At 59.3% G+C, this 15,218-nt stretch carries 17 protein-coding genes; 8 read left to right on the forward strand and 9 right to left on the reverse strand.

Going from position 1 to position 15,218, the window contains the following annotated elements:
- Nucleotides 1-30: 30 nt before the first annotated feature.
- From trhO to AC1DCP_RS13245, 3 genes are all read right to left on the reverse strand, one after another.
- A complete protein-coding gene (gene trhO, locus AC1DCP_RS13235; protein ID WP_149916179.1) occupies nt 31-987 on the reverse strand; it encodes an oxygen-dependent tRNA uridine(34) hydroxylase TrhO in 957 nt (318 codons plus the stop codon).
- Nucleotides 988-1,088: 101 nt separating this feature from the next.
- A complete protein-coding gene (locus tag AC1DCP_RS13240) occupies nt 1,089-1,997 on the reverse strand; it encodes a CHAD domain-containing protein (protein ID WP_476774312.1) in 909 nt (302 codons plus the stop codon).
- On the reverse strand, nt 1,981-2,469 hold the full coding sequence (locus AC1DCP_RS13245; protein ID WP_025595043.1) for a CYTH domain-containing protein: 489 nt from the start codon (nt 2,467-2,469) through the stop codon (nt 1,981-1,983). Before AC1DCP_RS13245 ends, AC1DCP_RS13240 begins: the two co-directional genes overlap by 17 nt.
- A 171-nt stretch (nt 2,470-2,640) precedes the next feature.
- Here AC1DCP_RS13245 and AC1DCP_RS13250 point away from each other — a divergent pair, with 171 nt between their 5' ends.
- From AC1DCP_RS13250 to AC1DCP_RS13265, 4 genes are all read left to right on the forward strand, one after another.
- Nucleotides 2,641-3,279 carry a 2-dehydro-3-deoxy-phosphogluconate aldolase gene (locus AC1DCP_RS13250; protein WP_003516242.1) on the forward strand — a complete coding sequence of 213 codons (639 nt, stop codon included), beginning with the start codon at nt 2,641-2,643 and terminating at the stop codon, nt 3,277-3,279.
- 110 nt (nt 3,280-3,389) lie between these two features.
- Nucleotides 3,390-4,085: a tellurite resistance TerB family protein gene (locus tag AC1DCP_RS13255; protein ID WP_003516244.1), complete on the forward strand. Its 696-nt coding sequence runs from the start codon at nt 3,390-3,392 to the stop codon at nt 4,083-4,085.
- Between the two features lie 100 nt (nt 4,086-4,185).
- Entirely contained in the window at nt 4,186-4,878 is a 693-nt protein-coding gene (locus AC1DCP_RS13260) for a GNAT family N-acetyltransferase (RefSeq protein ID WP_019566970.1), read from the forward strand.
- Entirely contained in the window at nt 4,865-5,104 is a 240-nt protein-coding gene (locus AC1DCP_RS13265) for a hypothetical protein (protein ID WP_003516247.1), read from the forward strand. Before AC1DCP_RS13260 ends, AC1DCP_RS13265 begins: the two co-directional genes overlap by 14 nt.
- Here AC1DCP_RS13265 and AC1DCP_RS13270 read toward each other — a convergent pair.
- The 3 genes from AC1DCP_RS13270 to AC1DCP_RS13280 all read right to left on the reverse strand — a co-directional run bounded on the left by AC1DCP_RS13270 (nt 5,095) and on the right by AC1DCP_RS13280 (nt 8,073).
- Nucleotides 5,095-6,156 (reverse strand): nickel/cobalt transporter, encoded by a 1,062-nt coding sequence (locus AC1DCP_RS13270; RefSeq protein ID WP_476774313.1) that lies wholly within the window; start codon nt 6,154-6,156, stop codon nt 5,095-5,097. The two genes, AC1DCP_RS13265 and AC1DCP_RS13270, sit on opposite strands and share 10 nt — an antisense overlap.
- On the reverse strand, nt 6,150-6,791 hold the full coding sequence (locus AC1DCP_RS13275; RefSeq protein WP_004430943.1) for a DUF1007 family protein: 642 nt from the start codon (nt 6,789-6,791) through the stop codon (nt 6,150-6,152). Before AC1DCP_RS13275 ends, AC1DCP_RS13270 begins: the two co-directional genes overlap by 7 nt.
- Before the next feature lie 103 nt (nt 6,792-6,894).
- Complete coding sequence (locus tag AC1DCP_RS13280; RefSeq protein ID WP_065688489.1) at nt 6,895-8,073, reverse strand: hypothetical protein; 1,179 nt, start codon at nt 8,071-8,073, stop codon at nt 6,895-6,897.
- A 270-nt stretch (nt 8,074-8,343) separates the two neighbouring features.
- Here AC1DCP_RS13280 and AC1DCP_RS13285 point away from each other — a divergent pair, with 270 nt between their 5' ends.
- The 3 genes from AC1DCP_RS13285 (at nt 8,344) to AC1DCP_RS13295 (ending at nt 11,135) form a co-directional block, all read left to right on the forward strand.
- Nucleotides 8,344-8,631 (forward strand): hypothetical protein, encoded by a 288-nt coding sequence (locus AC1DCP_RS13285; RefSeq protein ID WP_004430950.1) that lies wholly within the window; start codon nt 8,344-8,346, stop codon nt 8,629-8,631.
- A gap of 484 nt (nt 8,632-9,115) precedes the next feature.
- Nucleotides 9,116-9,763 (forward strand): outer membrane protein, encoded by a 648-nt coding sequence (locus tag AC1DCP_RS13290; RefSeq protein ID WP_004430952.1) that lies wholly within the window; start codon nt 9,116-9,118, stop codon nt 9,761-9,763.
- A 190-nt stretch (nt 9,764-9,953) separates the two neighbouring features.
- On the forward strand, nt 9,954-11,135 hold the full coding sequence (locus AC1DCP_RS13295; RefSeq protein ID WP_013762339.1) for an MFS transporter: 1,182 nt from the start codon (nt 9,954-9,956) through the stop codon (nt 11,133-11,135).
- Between the two features lie 216 nt (nt 11,136-11,351).
- Here the strand turns inward: AC1DCP_RS13295 and AC1DCP_RS13300 are convergent, their stop codons facing one another.
- The 3 genes from AC1DCP_RS13300 to AC1DCP_RS13310 all read right to left on the reverse strand — a co-directional run bounded on the left by AC1DCP_RS13300 (nt 11,352) and on the right by AC1DCP_RS13310 (nt 14,629).
- Nucleotides 11,352-12,344 (reverse strand): WD40 repeat domain-containing protein, encoded by a 993-nt coding sequence (locus AC1DCP_RS13300; protein ID WP_013762340.1) that lies wholly within the window; start codon nt 12,342-12,344, stop codon nt 11,352-11,354.
- 244 nt (nt 12,345-12,588) lie between these two features.
- Nucleotides 12,589-13,713: a CobW family GTP-binding protein gene (locus AC1DCP_RS13305; RefSeq protein WP_004430957.1), complete on the reverse strand. Its 1,125-nt coding sequence runs from the start codon at nt 13,711-13,713 to the stop codon at nt 12,589-12,591.
- 115 nt (nt 13,714-13,828) lie between these two features.
- Complete coding sequence (locus tag AC1DCP_RS13310; RefSeq protein WP_060642662.1) at nt 13,829-14,629, reverse strand: creatininase family protein; 801 nt, start codon at nt 14,627-14,629, stop codon at nt 13,829-13,831.
- A gap of 79 nt (nt 14,630-14,708) precedes the next feature.
- Between AC1DCP_RS13310 and AC1DCP_RS13315 the strand changes: the two genes are divergently transcribed.
- Complete coding sequence (locus AC1DCP_RS13315) at nt 14,709-15,218, forward strand: MarR family winged helix-turn-helix transcriptional regulator (protein ID WP_004430960.1); 510 nt, start codon at nt 14,709-14,711, stop codon at nt 15,216-15,218.

A 15,218-nucleotide genomic window follows, 5' to 3' on the forward strand; every position in this document is an offset into this window, starting at 1 on the left:
AGACGTGCCGTGGCTGGCCGCCGATCCGCTTTAGCGCCCCAGATGGCGCTCGCCGCGCTTCTTTGCCAGTTCGATCTGCTGCTGCCGGTCGCGGAACCTCTGGCGGTCCTCTTCTGTCCGGTCGTCGTAACAGCTCGGGCAGGACACACCTTCCTCGAACAACGGGGATTGGCGCACCTGCGATGTGATCGGGTTGCGGCAGGCGTGGCAGAGCTTGTGATCGCCTTCGGCAAGACCGTGGACGACGGAGACGCGCTCGTCAAACACGAAGCAGGCGCCTTCCCACAGGCTCTCTTCTTCCGGCACCTCTTCCAGATATTTCAGGATGCCACCCTTGAGGTGATAGACCTCATCGAACCCCTGTTCCTTCATGAAGGCGGTCGCCTTTTCGCAGCGGATGCCGCCGGTACAATACATGGCGATCTTCGGCTTGTTGTGCAGGCCGGGATTGTTCTTTACCCAGTCGGGAAACTCGCGGAAGGTCTTGGTCTTCGGGTCCACCGCGCCCTTGAAGAGACCGATCGCGGTCTCGTAGTCGTTGCGGGTGTCGATGACGATGGTGTCCGGGTCGGAGATCAGCGAGTTCCAGTCGCGCGGATCGACATAGGTGCCGACAATGCGGTTGGGATCGATATCCGGCACGCCCATGGTGACGATCTCTTTCTTGAGCTTCACCTTCATGCGCACGAAGGGCATGTTCGATGCCCGGCTTTCCTTATGTTCCAGCGCCGTAAATTCCGGCTGCGCACGCAGGAAGGCAAGTATGGTGCGCACACCCGCATCCGGCCCGGCAATGGTGCCATTGATGCCTTCCGCCGCCAGAAGCAGCGTGCCCTTGACGCCGTTTTCCCGGCAAAGCTGAAACAGCTCGTCGCGCAGGCTTTCAAACCGCGGCAGGCGGGCGAAATGATAAAGCGCAGCCACGAGAAAATCGCCAGTGGGGTGAGGGGCGGCTTCCGGGCGGGGGAGAATGGTGGTGTCGGTCATGGGCGCTGAAATACAGCGGCGGCGGCCGCAAATCAATATTTATCCGCCGCTGCCGGTATTTTGAAAATCGTCAAATTCTCAGTCTCTTCGGGCTTTCCGGTCTACTTCGCCGCCTGCCGCCATAAAAGGCCGACGATGCGGCTTTCGGTTCTGGCGGATTCGGAGAAGACTTCGTTTGCCAGCTCAAGGCCATCTCCGCGCAGCGCCTGCTGCCTCTGAATGATTGCATCGAGAAGCAGAGCCAGTCGCTCGCCATTGCCGAAACGCTCCGGTTCCCGGTCCGCAAAGGCTGCAAGGACCGAAAGATCGTGCTCGTGGCCAAGGATGTCGACCAGCCGCTTGGTGTCGGCCCGCTTGGCGCGCATGGCCGATGGCCAGAGGCGGCGCAGAAGGCCGAGATGCATCCAGTAGGCCTGGCCCGCCTTGCGCAATTCGTGGAAATGTTCGACGTCGGCCTGCTCATGGCAGTCGGCAAGTGCTTTACGCGCCCTCTTCCTCTGCTTCGCCCACCCGGTTTTCACCAGCCTTGTCACATCTTTAAGCTCGTCCGGCAGCGACACTGCCTTCAGCCTCTTGCGTGCTTCCTCGCAGCCGGCGATGGCGGCCGCAATGGCCTCGTCGAGACCTGCCTCATGTTCGATGGCGTGGTCACGGCGCTTGCGCAGGACTGTCGCGATCGATCGCAGCGCCTTTCCTTGCGTCGTGGAGGCCGCGAAAGTCTCGAGATACTCCACCGTCTCCACCAGCGCCGTCGCTTCCCGCGCAAAAGCGAGCGAGCGGGCGATGTCGCGAAAGCGGGCGTTTTCCTCTTTGCTGAAATCGGGTGCTGCCCTGGCGATGAGGCGGTAGAGGGCGCGCAGCCGCTTGAACCGCTTGCGGGCATCGTTCACCGCCTCATCGCGCCCGGAAGGCTGGTCGCGAAGGCTGGTTATCGCCTCTTCGATGAGTTCCAGTCCCGCGCGGCGGATTTCATCGTCGAACGGTTTGTTCGGGTCAATCCTGAAGGGCATCCGCCAAGTCTCCGTGGGGACAGTCCATGGCGAGCGACTGGTTGGAGAAGCGACGGTCGCCCGTTACCTCCTTGCCAAGCCAGGAGGGCAGATCGGGGTTGGCGTTCTCGTCGTCCATCTCTACCTCCGCCACGATCAGCCCCTTGTATTTACCCTCGAAAACATCGACTTCCCAAGTGAATCCACCGTGATCAACCGTGTGGCGCATCTTCTCGATCACCACGCCGGGGGCGCTGGCCATCAATTCTTCCGCGTCATTCAGTGGAATGGAATATTCATATTCATCGCGGACGAGCGAACTCGCGCCGATCTTGATGGTCAGTGTCGCGTCAAGCCCGTTGACGATCCTGACCCGGACCGAACGATTTTCCAGCGAGGCGACATATGCCTGCCGGAAAGCCATGCTATGCGTCACTTCATTACGCCATTCATCGCCTGCAACCAGAAACTTCCGCTCGATTTCCTTGGCCATGCTGTCTCCGTAAACCGGTGCGCCAGATTATCGCATGAAGACGTCATAAAGAAGCGAATAGATTGAAGTATCTGGATAAAAATGGTCTTGCCATGCCTCGACATCAAGGCCGGGGCAGGCTAATCGATAAACCGGATTTCAATCGTTTCAATCGCGCAAGGGAGGCTTATCTTGGCCCAGGACTCCGAAAAACTGCTCTCCATCCTCAAGCTGCAGCCAGTCGTGCCGGTGCTGATCGTGGATGATGCCGCTTCCGCCGTGCCGCTCGCGCGCGCTCTGGTCGCAGGTGGCCTGAAGGCAATCGAGATCACCATGCGCACGCCGGCGGCACTCGATGCCATCCGTGCGGTTGCGGCGGAAGTGGAGGGCGCCCATGTCGGCGCTGGCACCATCCTCAACGCCAAAGATTTCGAGGCGGCCGCCGAAGCCGGTTCAACCTTCATCGTCAGCCCCGGCATCAACAAAAGCGTGCTGGAAGCTGCGCGCGCCTCCAACGTGCCGCTGCTTCCAGGGGCCGCCACGGCAAGCGAAGTCATGGCGCTGCGCGACGAAGGCTACAAGGTGCTGAAGTTCTTCCCGGCGGAACAGGCCGGTGGCGCGCCATACCTCAAGGCACTGTCCTCGCCGCTCGCCGGCACGGTGTTCTGCCCGACCGGCAGCGTCTCGCTGAAGAATGCCAATGACTATCTTTCCCTGCCGAACGTCGTCTGTGTCGGCGGTTCCTGGGTTGCTCCGCGCGAACTGGTGGCAACGGCTGACTGGGCCGGCATCACCAGGCTCGCTGCCGAAGCCGCAGCACTGCGCGGCTGATCTGCCACTTCTTCAAGCCCGTTCACGAAGGCGTGAGCGGGTTTGTCATTTGTATTCGTGCCATGGCTCCCTATCTTCCCGTGTAGACTTTACCCTCACAGGAGATTTTGATGTTCGACGCCAAGAAGCTTCTTGAACAATTCCTCGGCTCACAGGTGCCGGGCCTTTCGGGAAGCGTCCGTGACAGAGCCGGGCAGGCCGCCGATATCGCCAAGAACAATCCGATGAAGGCCGGTGCGCTTGCCGCCGCCATTCTGGGCACCAAGACCGGCCGCAAGCTCGCCGGCAATGTCGCCACCATCGGCGGCGTCGCGGCCATCGCCGGTCTCGGTTATCTCGCCTACAAGAATTATAAATCCGGGCAGGCACCTGAAGTAGCTCCAAAACCCGAGCCGGAGCTTCTCGCCCCGCCCGCCGATTCCGCCTTCCATCCGCAGTCCCCCGCCCTTTCCAACGATTTTGCGCTGAAACTCATCCAGGCAATGATTGCCGCTGCCAAGGCAGACGGCCATATCGACGAAAAAGAGCGCGCCAACATCATGGATAAGGTGCAGGTGTCCGGCCTCGACACGGAAGCCGAGCGGTTCCTCGAAAAGGAACTGGCCGATCCGCTGGATATCGACGCACTGGTGGCTGCTGCCCGCACAGAGGAGCAGAAGGTGGAAATCTACACCGCCTCGCGTCTTGCCATAGAGGCCGATACGCGGGCGGAGCGCGGTTATCTCGATCTGCTTGCCGGGCGGTTGGGATTGCCCGATGCGCTGGTCGATCATATCGAGTCGACGGTGGTGGCGGCGAAGGTTTGAGGTTAGAAGAGGGGGGTGAACCACGCCCCCCTGCCGTATATGCACTGTTGTCATCCAGCCCCGCTTGGCCTAATCCTTCTCCCAGACAATGGGGAAGAGAATGCGCGATCTGAGTGATTTTAAGGGATGTCCGGCGCCGCAGCCGGTGACGCTGAAGGGCCGTTATGTGACGGCGGAAACGTTTGATCGCGACAGGCATCTTGCAAGGCTCTGGACTGCGCTTGGTGGTGAGGGGGTCAATGCGCTTCTCAAATATTTCCCGCAAAGCGGCTTTGCCGATGCTGCAGCCTTTGGTGACTGGCTTGTCAACGCGGGTGATAAACTCAACTGGGTGACATTGGTTTTCGTTGAAAATGCCACCGGTGACGTCGTCGGAATGGCAAGCTACATGCGGCCCGATCCCGCCAATGGCGTAGTCGAGGTCGGTTCGGTTGCCCATGGCGCCAGGATGAAGCGCTCGCCGCTTTCGACCGAAGCGCATTATCTGATGGCGAAACACGTTTTCGAGGATCTGGGTTACCGCCGCTACGAGTGGAAATGCCACAATCAAAACGAACCCTCCAAGATCACGGCGAAGCGTTACGGCTTCACCTTCGAGGGTGTGTTCCGCCAGCACATGATCTCCAAGGGTGCCAACCGCGATACGGCGTGGTTTTCCATGATCGACGGCGAATGGCCGTTGATTGGCAAGGCGTTTGAAATCTGGCTTTCGCCGGAGAATTTTACGGCCGATGGCGCGCAGAAGCGCAAGCTTGAGGATATCCGCGCGGAGCTCGCCCATGACCACGCCTGAAAAGAAGGCTGGCTCTGGCCGTAAAGACTGGTCGCCGGGCCTTGCCGCCGCTGGAATCATCCTTGGTTTTGGGCTGGTGTTTTACGTGATGCCGAAAATCATGCTGTGGCTGGGGGATTACTCGCCCTTTCTTGCCGCGGCTTTTGGCTCGGTGGTGGTGCTGTGCTTTTTCCTGCTGTTCTGGCTGCGCGCCCGCTACCAGCGCCGCCGCGACAGTCAGAACTGAAGCGACGCGCCAAGCAGCATAAGGCCCATCAAAAGCACGAACAGCGCACCGGCAATCTCGATCGCGTGGCCGATGCCCGCTGCCCTGCGGCTTCCGGGGCCGGCGAAGCGCACGGCAAGCCCCTTGGCCGAGACGGCCATGATGGCAAGCAGCGATACGGTGATGGCGGTACCCAGCGACATGGCAAGCACGGAAAGCACGCCGCCGAAAAAAATCCCGTTCAAGAGCGCAAAGCTCATGACGATGATGGCGCCGGAGCATGGCCGCAGGCCAACTGCGATGATCGCCGACCACGCTTCGTGCATGCTGAAATTCTTGCCTTTGAGAAGCAGCGGATCGGGCGCGTGCGATTTTCCGCAGGAGACGCAAAGATCACCTGTGCCGCTATGGGCGTGGTCCGCGAAAACCGGCTTGCCCTGAAACCTGAGGCCCGTGCCCATGCCCGTGGTTCTGACTGCTGTTGCTTCCCCCGCAACCGCGAAGGCTGCAACCGGTACGCGCCGGATGCGCAGCGACCAGAGCTTGCGTAGCAGAAGCCAGGCGCCGAACAGCGCCACCATGGCAAAGCTGGCGATCTCCATTGCCTGCGTGGCTTTCGTCATGGTGATGGAGGTGCCGCGCAGCACGAGCCAGGCTGCGACAACGAGGCCGATGGCCATTGCGCCCTGAATGAGTGCTGAAATGAAGGAAATGAGAATGCCGCGTTTCAGCTGCGTTTCATTGGCGATCATATAGGAAGAGATGACAGCCTTGCCGTGGCCAGGACCGGCGGCATGAAAGACCCCGTATGCAAAGGAGAGGCCAACCAGCGATGCCATCGCCCAATTGTCTTCGCGCATGGCTTTCAGGGCACCGGTCAGCGCCCGGTAGAACATCTGCTGGTGCACGTTGATCCATTGCATCAGCGGCGCGAACGGCCCGCCAGGGGCAAAGGACGGCTCGGCCGAGCCTATGCCGAGCGGCGATTGCGCATGGGCAGCACCTGCCACAGCCAGCACGCAGATCGCGACGATGGTCAGGTGTCCGCAAAGGCGCCCGTTTCGGCTCAGCATGTCACCTCCAGCCGGGTGGCGAAGAGTTTGGTCATGTCGGTGCCGGTCGGGTCGTTGAAGAAGGCGTCGGTGAGCGAACTCTGGTTTTGTGAGATCACCTCGTCCGGGTCGGGACGCACGACATGGTGCTTGCAGGCGGCGAGATCCTTGCCGACGGTCGCCAGATCGCCGTCTTTCGCAAAATCGATCGCCGTATACATGGTCGGGTCCCACGCGCCGAAGCTGAGCTTGCCCTTGATGGAAAGCGGCGTGTTTGGCTTGACGGAAAAGAACATCAGGATCTGCTTGTCCTTGTAGTCCACATGAATGGTGTCGGGCTTTGCGAAATCCACCTGTTTTCCGTTGGCGGTAATGAAGGTGTAATAGGAATATTCGCCGAGCGATTCACGCACGGTGTTGCCGATTTCGGCCAGCTCATTCTTGTCCAGCTTCAGGTCGCCGTTCTTGTCGTAATCCATCACCACGCTTGCCGAGAACATCTCGTCGAAACGCCAGATGTTGCGCACCTCCTGGATGGTACCGTTCGGCCCCTCGACGATTTCCATGCGCGCTTCGGCGAAAATATGCGGATGTGCCGCGGCGGCAACGGGAATGGAGGTCAGGCCAGCCGCAAGGAGCAAAAGTCGTCTGTTCATTATCCGGTCTGTCCTGCCTTCGAATCTCGGAGCTGGATTCTAGCAGAAATTGGGACCGAATTTCGACCTGATATGCGCTTTGGTGATGTGGCTGCCCTATGTTTCAGAAGGTGCCGGTGAAACGCGAGGTGACGCTCGATCCGCTATAGGACAGGTCGGTGTCGCGCTCGCCATGCAGAAGGCGGTTGAATTCCACCTCCAGCTTGCTGTTCTTGCCGGTGTCGAAGGACAGTGTGGCCACCAGCCTTCGTTCGCTGGTGTCGTAATTGTAATAGATCCAGTCCTTGTGGACACGCTGCAGCGCCAGGTCCAGCCCCACCTTGTCGGTGAGCTTGCTTTTAACCACGAACTGCCAACGGCGGTGGAACTCGGCAATGGGATCATCAGGGTCGAAAAGCGCGTAATCCTGGGAGAAGCCAGCACCGAAGGCGATGCGGTCGGTAGCCTTCACCTCGGCTTCGGCCCTGAGATAGGGCCGGGTGCGCTTCACCTTGTCGCTGATATCGTCGCCGGAAATGGTCGTCAGGCCCCCTTCGGCCAGAACGGCGAAGCGTTCGGAGAACTTGTAACCGTAGGCAAGTGATCCCCGCAACGTGCTGGCCGGAAAACGCTCGTATTTCTCCTGCTGGCTTTCCGGCACGACAATGCGGTCATAAGCAATTGTCAGTCCGGCCTCGCCGCCGGCCAGCGGGCGCACATGTTCGGCCTTGAGCGACAAGAGCGCTTCATTGGCCTCCAGGCGGGTGGGCTCGAAATAGGCCGGACGAAAACGCGCCCTGCCTTTCATCAGGCTGGCAAAACCCGCCGTTAGCGTGTTCTTTCCGCCAAGAGCAAGGATGCCGAGCTGTGTCGATGCCTCCAGCTTGTGGTCCAGTCGCCGGTAACCGATGTCTTCTTCCGGCAGATGCAGGAAGATATCGCCGGCATCGCTGCGTGTGCCACGCAGTTCCACGGCCCATTCCAGCCGCTCCGACAGACGCCTGGTCAGCCCCAGGCTGGCAATGGTGTTGTGTTCATTGGCAAAACGGTAACGGGGGAGGCGAACCTCCTCATGCTCGAGCGAATAACGCAGTTCCGTGCCATCAAGCACGAACTTTCCGTTAAGCCCGAAGCCCGCGCGCAGCGAAATCGCCTTCAGCCGGTTGGTATCGCCGAAGTAATTGGTGTCGTAGCCGATGCCGGTTTTATAGGTGATATTGTGATCATCGGCGTTTTCCCCCGCCTGCGCACCGCAGGTGCAGGCAAGCCCAAGAACAAGCGCGATGTATCCTCCCAGCCGCATTTGCATCTCCGGTATCTAATTAAGCAATATCTTATATTTGGATGGTTAATAAAGTTTCAGGGGCGATATATTGTCGAGGCCGGAAGTCATGGTGTATTCCACGGAAATTCCAGGAGAATAGACCGGCGCCAATCGCGTAAAACTTGATTAAAATCACCAGTATTAAAGTTAATTGTTTATTGTAATATTAGGCTTTGCTTGAATTAGAATCCTCTAAATATACAGTTCGACTACGCCATGGGGCGTGATCAAACATAAGAGGAGAGAGAAATGATTGCCAAATTTGCTTGCATAGCCGCTGTTCTTACTGTCGCTTCCGTTGGTCAAGCCAATGCCGGTGGTCTGCTGGGCGGTATCCTGTCCGGAAACAGTAACAAGGGCGGCGCACTCGTCGTCGTGTCGCCAAGCATCGATCTGGGTGTCAGCGGTATCCTGTCCAATAACGGGATTCTGAACGGCAACAAGACCGGTATCCTGAATGGCCTTCTCAACGGCAACAAGACTTCCGTCGATGTCATCGACAACAAGAACGATGGCGGCAAAAAGCGTCGCCACTAATGGTGCAGATCGAAAATCGACAGGGATTTTCGGCGTGAACGATGCGCGCAGGATATAAGCCGGAAGCTGTCCTCCAGCTACGTGTGTATGACACACGGTGCTTCCGGAAATAACAAACGGCGCATCGCATGACTGCAAGGGGGCCTTCGGGCTCCCTTTTTTTTGTGTGGCCGCCAATGACTGCACACACAAAACTGCGGGATGGCCACTACTCATGAGGGTTTTGTGACGCGATCGCTGTCGTCATATGTCGGGACTCACGGTTCGGGATCATCCGCGTGAGTTCTGATTTATATTTGATAAATATTGGCAATATTAACGGGAATACGTTCTGCAAGGGCCTTTTTGTCCGTGCCGTTTACTCGATTTTAACCACGACGTTCTTCAATCTAGGGGTGCGTCAACCCCGTCATTACGCTGCGTTTCTGGTCGCGAAAACTCGCATCACGCAGGTGCCGGGATGGTATTTTCAAGGAGCTATCGCATGTTGAAACAATCTCTTCTCGCCCTCGGCCTGCTCGGCATTCTTTCTGACGCATCCGTTGCCGCCGACGCCGTCGGCGATATTCCAGCGGCACCGGTCGTCAACGATGTTGCGCCTGCCTTTTCCTGGGACGGTGTTTATGTCGGTGCCTCCGCCGGTTATGGCTGGAACCGCGTGAAGTCGACCACTTTCGGTGTCACCACGAAGCATGAATTTGACGGCGGCCGTTTTTCCGGTTTCGCTGGTTATAACGCTGAAGTGGCCCCCTCCATCATTCTGGGTGTCGAGGGCGATCTCGGTTATGCCTGGGGCGACAAGACCATCGTCACCAGCGAGGTTTCCGCAGGCCTGAACGGCTCCGCGCGTCTGCGCGCCGGTTATGCGATCGACCGGGCGCTGATCTACACCGCTGCCGGCTACACCGCGACGGACAGCGAAGTGAAGGCGCCCTTCGGTGAGGACAGCAAGGTGCTGCACGGCTGGACGGTCGGCGCGGGTGTAGACTATGCCTTTACCAACAACCTGTTTGGACGCGTCGAATATCGTTACAACGACTTCGGCAAGGCAACCTACCATACCGGTCCGATCACTTCGACCGGCGATGTCAGCGAACATGTCGTCAAGGTTGGCCTTGGCGTGAAGTTCTGACGGTTTTTCCGTCTTCGACAAGGGGCGGCGCAAGCGCTGCGACGCCCCGGTGCTTAAGGAAACAGGGGTGGTGTGCTTCGTGAGGAACGAAAACACACATCGCCTTCCGCTCGGGCTTGAACAGCATACCCTTTTGGTGTGATGGTGGCATCAATCCACTTCCCGCTGCCGATCTCCAGTCGATTCTCCCATGCTACAGAAAAACACCTCGCCGGGCGTTTTTGATCGTCAGGCCTATATGATTGCCGTGCTGGTCTTCATCGCCGGCGGCACCAATGCGGCTGTTGTGCCATTTATCGGTTTTTACATCATACAGGTCCTTGGTCACCCGCCGGCCACGCTTGGTCTCTACAGCGTGACGGCAATGGTTGCTTCGATCATCGCCAGCCGCACTTATGGCGAACGTGTCGATGCCGGTGTGCGGGTGCGGCCATTGCTGCTGCTCTCTGTGTTTGGTGCTTTTATCGCAGCGGCGGCGGCGACCTCCGGGCATCTGGCATTGCTCGTGGCGGTGACGGCAACGGGAATGGGGCTTTCCAACGCCGCCAGTACCCTGATTTTCAGTTATGGTCGCTATTATGGCCGGGTAAAAGCACTGGATGCACCTGCCTATAACGCCTTTCTGCGGACAATGGTGTCGCTGGCATGGATGCTGCTTCCGGCCGCCGCCTATCTGATCCTCGATCTTGCCGGTGCGCAGGCCGTGTTCATGAATGCCATGCTGATGGCGGCCATCTGGGGCGGTCTTGCCCTTGCCTTCGTGCCGCGCGGCCAGACGTGCCCGATGGAACGACGGAAAGAGGGCGACAACGATACGCGGCGCAACCTGCCATTGTTGATGGCGGCAGCGGCCAGCTTCTGCATGTCTTTCGCCCACGCCCTGTGCGCCTCGGCCCTGCCGGTATTTCTGGTGCGCGAGGTGGGCCTGCCGGATTACGTGCCGGGCCTGTCGCTCAGCGTCAAATGCGCGATGGAGGTTCTGCTGATCCTGCTTGCGCCAAGGATCATGCGCCGGGTCAGCGCCCGCATCCTTCTTTGCATCTCTGCGGTGATGGCAATCGTCGCCTTCAACGTCATAGCCTCGGTCCAGACCCTTCCGGCCATGTTGTTCGGAGCAGCACTTGAAGGGGCCTATTACGGGCTTTGCGCCGGCACGTGCCTCACCTTCGTGCAGGGCTTTGCGCGCGGACGCACCGCGCGGGCGACCGCGCTCTACATGAATTCCATTTTCCTTGCCGGGTTGTTTGCGGTGCCGCTTATGGGGTTTGTGTCGCAATATGCAAGCTTCGGTACGTCGATCAGACTTGCTTCGGTTGGTGCAGGGGCAGCCCTGCTGCTGCTGTTCCTGACGCGGCGTCAGGTCAGCGAATAGCGAGACAACGCCGAGGTTTCTGGCGCTGACACCTATCAGCCCTCATCCCTGTGCTTGTCACAGGAATCCAGTCGATGCGCGTCTGCGTCCGAAAAGAGCCCCTTTCAGCCCAAGGACTTGGGCTGGCTAGATTCCCGTGACGAGCAGAGGAATGAGGGCGGATATTGAGCCGTATCGAGCCATCCGTCGAAACCGGACGTGCGCCTGTTGCTGTCCTTACGCCGAAATATCGACAATGCCGCAGTCGCCTGCCTCGGAGGCAAATGCGAGCAGTTTGCCGGTGGCGCTCCAGTCCATGCCGGTAATGGCGCCCTTGCCGGGGCGGCGAAGCAGGGCTTCCTTGCCATCCGCAAGCCGCACGCCAAGGATCATGCCGTCAATGAAGCCAATGGCCAGCACATCTTCCAGCGGGTGAAAAGCGACATTGGTAGCCATGATGTTGGCGCGGCTGCCGAGTTCTTCGGGTGCCTTGCCCATCGGGCCGTCCTTGCCAGAAAACGGCCAGACGATCGCGGCCGGGGCACCTGATGAGGCGAGCCACTTGCCCTTTGCCGACCACGAAACGGATTTCACCTTGGCGGGATAACCCGTCATGCGCATATGGCGGGCTTCCATGCCGCCCTTGGTGGCCTCCATCTTCCAGCCATGCAGGGCGTTTTCCTGCATGGTGGTGACGAGGAACTTACCGTCAGGCGAGAAGGTGACGCCGGTATGGGCACCTTTCCATTCCAGATCGACCGGATCGCCTGCACTCGCCACCCAATGCAGCGTCACGCCGTTATAGCGTGCAACGGCGATGCGCAGGCCCTTGGGCGCGAAGGCTATTGCCTCCACCGTGCGTTCTTCCTTGAATTCCTTGACCGTGCCGTCCGAGAGGCGCACGAAGCTGGACTTGCCGACACCATAAGCGACCGCCTTCTGCGGTCCGCCCGCAACGACGCCCACCCATTTGCGCGGCACATTGGCGATCTCGCTGAGGCTGCCATCATGGCCAATGCGCAGCACGCGCCCGTCCTCGCCGCCGGAAAGCAGCGTGGCGCTATAGGGATCGCGGATGCAGGTCAGCAGACCCTCATGCGCCTCAGTGACCTTCTCGCCGCCATCCAGCCGGTGAATGGTGCCGGCGGCGGTGGCAAACAGCGGAATGTCGCCGAGAAAATGGGTCGAGACCACGTGGCCTTCGATATCAAGCGGGGCAACAGTCGGCATGGGGCATCGGTCTTTCGTCTATGTGTTTGTCATTGATGGATTTCGGTCGCAGACCAGGTCGGGAAGACCCGTTGGTGCGGTTTCAACCCGTGGCGTCAAGGTCGGTCCTCGGGTCATACCCGGGGATCACTCGACCATCCATATGCTGGCCGCAATGGCTCCTCGGGTCAAGCCCGAGGATGACGTCGAAAGTGAGGAAGGGCACCGAAAACACCAAGGGTGACACGGTGCCCCGTCAAGGATGTCAAGCCGTGGCAAGGCAGGCGTTGAAGCTCTTTTCCAGCTTTTCGCGGTCGAGTTCGCGGCCGATGAAGACAAGGCGGCTTTCGCGCTTTTCGCCTTCCTTCCACGGGCGCTGGTGATCGCCCTCGATGATCATGTGCACGCCCTGCACCACGTAACGTTCCGCATCGCCCTTGAATGCGATGATGCCCTTGAGGCGCAGGATGTTCGGGCCGTCCGTCTGGGTGACCTTCTGGATCCACGGGAAGAAGCGCTCAGGGTTCATTTCGCCGCCGCGCAGCGACACCGACTGCACCGTTACGTCATGAATCGGGGAGGCGGCGCCATGGTGGTGGTGATCGTGGCCGTGGTCATGATCGTGGTGCGCGTGATCATGGTCGTGATGATGGTGGTCATGGCCGTGATCGTGCCCATGATCATGGTGGTGGTGGTCGCAATCAGGACCGCATGCGTGATCCTCGTGGCCGTGCTCGAGGAAATGCGGATCGTTTTCGAGCGCACGTTCCAGATTGAAGGCGCCCTGGTCGAGAACGCGGGCGAGATCGACGCCGGAACGGGTGGTCTTGTAGATGCGCGCAGAGGGATTGATGGCGCGCACGATATCCTCGATGCGGGCGACTTCTTCCGGCGAAACGAGATCGGTCTTGTTGACGATAACGACATCGGCAAAAGCGATCTGGTCTTCGGCTTCGCGGCTGTCCTTCAGGCGCAGCGGCAGGTGCTTGGCATCGACAAGTGCGACCACCGCGTCAAGCTCGGTCTTGGCGCGCACGTCGTCATCCATGAAGAAGGTCTGGGCGACCGGAACGGGATCGGCAAGGCCAGTGGTCTCGACAATGATGCCGTCGAATCGGCCGGGCCGGCGCATCAGGCCTTCGACCACGCGGATGAGGTCGCCGCGCACCGTGCAGCAGACGCAGCCATTGTTCATTTCGTAGATTTCTTCGTCGGATTCGACGATCAGATCGTTGTCGATGCCGATCTCGCCGAATTCGTTGACGATGACAGCGTATTTCTTACCGTGGTTCTCGGACAGGATACGGTTGAGAAGCGTCGTCTTGCCGGCGCCTAGATATCCCGTCAGGACGGTGACTGGAATGGGCTTGGCTGGTGCTGTTTCGGTCATGGAAACCTCGCGTGGAGAAAGGCCGGTTGAGGCCTCAAGGAATAAGTGTCGACGTCCATATAGGCGCGACGTTCGGGCAGTTCAAAGGGATTCTGGCTGGTTTCGGCGCAGTTTTTCAAATTTTGTTATGAAATAACGTTATGTCAAAAGCGTGGACGTCTTCAAGCAGTTCGACAAGGCCCGAAACGGCATGGGAAATGATCCTTTCGCCTTTCTCGGCTGAGGCGGCGGCGGCGTTTCCGGCAACGCCATCCGGGTTCAGGTCGCCCATAAGCCAACCGAAAGCGTGTGGACCATAGGCACGCAGATGCCTGAAACGGCTGGCGAAATCGCTCTGGCGGGAGGGGAAGTTGGCGGCTTTTTCCATCGCCACCCGCTCCGGGCAAAGCGCCAGCATGACCGACGTCTCGATATCGCCACCATGGATATCGATCGCCTTGTCTTCAGGCTTCACGATATCCACCGGCACGCCGAAACGAGTCCAGCTGGTGGCGACCGCCAGCATACCGAAGCGGGCGCGCGCCTCGGTGGCGACGATGGTCATCAATGGCGAATTGCCGCCATGGGCGTTCAACATCACGAATTTGCGCACGCCTTTTTCATATTCGGCCTTAGCAATGCCGAGCCAGCGCTCAACGGCCTCATCGTAACGCAACGACTTCGTGCCCGGCACATTCATGTGCTCGATGGAATATCCAACGGGCTCCACCGGCAGGAAGGAGACCGGCAGACTGGCGGGCAAAACAGCAGCCAAACGGGAGACAATGCCCGCCGCAATCAGCGTGTCTGTCTCGAAGGGCAGGTGCGGCCCGTGCTGTTCGTGCGCACCGAGCGGCAGCACTGAAATTGCACCTGTTGCGCGAAGATGAGGGTCTGTTACGTTTTCGTCGTGATAATGCGTGTATGAGTTTGGCATCTGGCAGTCCGCGCGTGCATTCGGTAAGGATTTCCAGCAACATATATCGGTTCCGCCACAGGGTAAAAGGCACTCGCATATGAGCAAGGACAAAACTGGGCATAAGGACAAGGGCGCCAAAAAGGACAAGGGCACCAAGAAAGTAAAGGACGCCAAAAAGAGGGATGAGAATTTCAACCCTGAGGAACTGGCGCAATCCATCACCCAGGCCGCCCGTTCCATGCGCACGGCGCTGAGCCACAGCCTTGCCGAAAGCGGCCTTTATGCCGGGCAGGACGGCGTTATTCTGGCGTTGGCGCAGGAAGGCAGCCTCACGCCTGGGCAGATCGCCCAGAAACTTGGTGTCAAGGCGCCGACCATGACGCGAACCATCGGCCGCATGGAAGCCCAGGGCTTCGTGGAGCGCAGTGGCGATGACGAGGATGGCCGCGTAACACTGGTGAAACTGACGGAGACGGGCCTGAAAAGCGTCGAACATATCAACGTATCCATCGCAAATTGCGGTGCGCGGGCGATTGAGGGGCTTTCGGCCAAGGACATCAGGACGGTGGTTAAACTTCTCAAGGTGATCGATACCAACCTTCAATAA

The organism is Agrobacterium sp. 10T429, from assembly GCF_056393925.1.

Bases quoted from the DNA above. Each gene is read 5' to 3' on its own strand.
- trhO (WP_149916179.1), bottom strand. From the start codon at position 987: ATGACCGACACCACCATTCTCCCCCGCCCGGAAGCCGCCCCTCACCCC.
- AC1DCP_RS13240 (WP_476774312.1), bottom strand. From the start codon at position 1,997: ATGCCCTTCAGGATTGACCCGAACAAACCGTTCGACGATGAAATCCGC.
- AC1DCP_RS13245 (WP_025595043.1), bottom strand. From the start codon at position 2,469: ATGGCCAAGGAAATCGAGCGGAAGTTTCTGGTTGCAGGCGATGAATGG.
- AC1DCP_RS13255 (WP_003516244.1), top strand. From the start codon at position 3,390: ATGTTCGACGCCAAGAAGCTTCTTGAACAATTCCTCGGCTCACAGGTG.
- AC1DCP_RS13260 (WP_019566970.1), top strand. From the start codon at position 4,186: ATGCGCGATCTGAGTGATTTTAAGGGATGTCCGGCGCCGCAGCCGGTG.
- AC1DCP_RS13265 (WP_003516247.1), top strand. From the start codon at position 4,865: ATGACCACGCCTGAAAAGAAGGCTGGCTCTGGCCGTAAAGACTGGTCG.
- AC1DCP_RS13270 (WP_476774313.1), bottom strand. From the start codon at position 6,156: ATGCTGAGCCGAAACGGGCGCCTTTGCGGACACCTGACCATCGTCGCG.
- AC1DCP_RS13275 (WP_004430943.1), bottom strand. From the start codon at position 6,791: ATGAACAGACGACTTTTGCTCCTTGCGGCTGGCCTGACCTCCATTCCC.
- AC1DCP_RS13280 (WP_065688489.1), bottom strand. From the start codon at position 8,073: ATGCGGCTGGGAGGATACATCGCGCTTGTTCTTGGGCTTGCCTGCACC.
- AC1DCP_RS13285 (WP_004430950.1), top strand. From the start codon at position 8,344: ATGATTGCCAAATTTGCTTGCATAGCCGCTGTTCTTACTGTCGCTTCC.
- AC1DCP_RS13290 (WP_004430952.1), top strand. From the start codon at position 9,116: ATGTTGAAACAATCTCTTCTCGCCCTCGGCCTGCTCGGCATTCTTTCT.
- AC1DCP_RS13295 (WP_013762339.1), top strand. From the start codon at position 9,954: ATGCTACAGAAAAACACCTCGCCGGGCGTTTTTGATCGTCAGGCCTAT.
- AC1DCP_RS13300 (WP_013762340.1), bottom strand. From the start codon at position 12,344: ATGCCGACTGTTGCCCCGCTTGATATCGAAGGCCACGTGGTCTCGACC.
- AC1DCP_RS13305 (WP_004430957.1), bottom strand. From the start codon at position 13,713: ATGACCGAAACAGCACCAGCCAAGCCCATTCCAGTCACCGTCCTGACG.
- AC1DCP_RS13310 (WP_060642662.1), bottom strand. From the start codon at position 14,629: ATGCCAAACTCATACACGCATTATCACGACGAAAACGTAACAGACCCT.
- AC1DCP_RS13315 (WP_004430960.1), top strand. From the start codon at position 14,709: ATGAGCAAGGACAAAACTGGGCATAAGGACAAGGGCGCCAAAAAGGAC.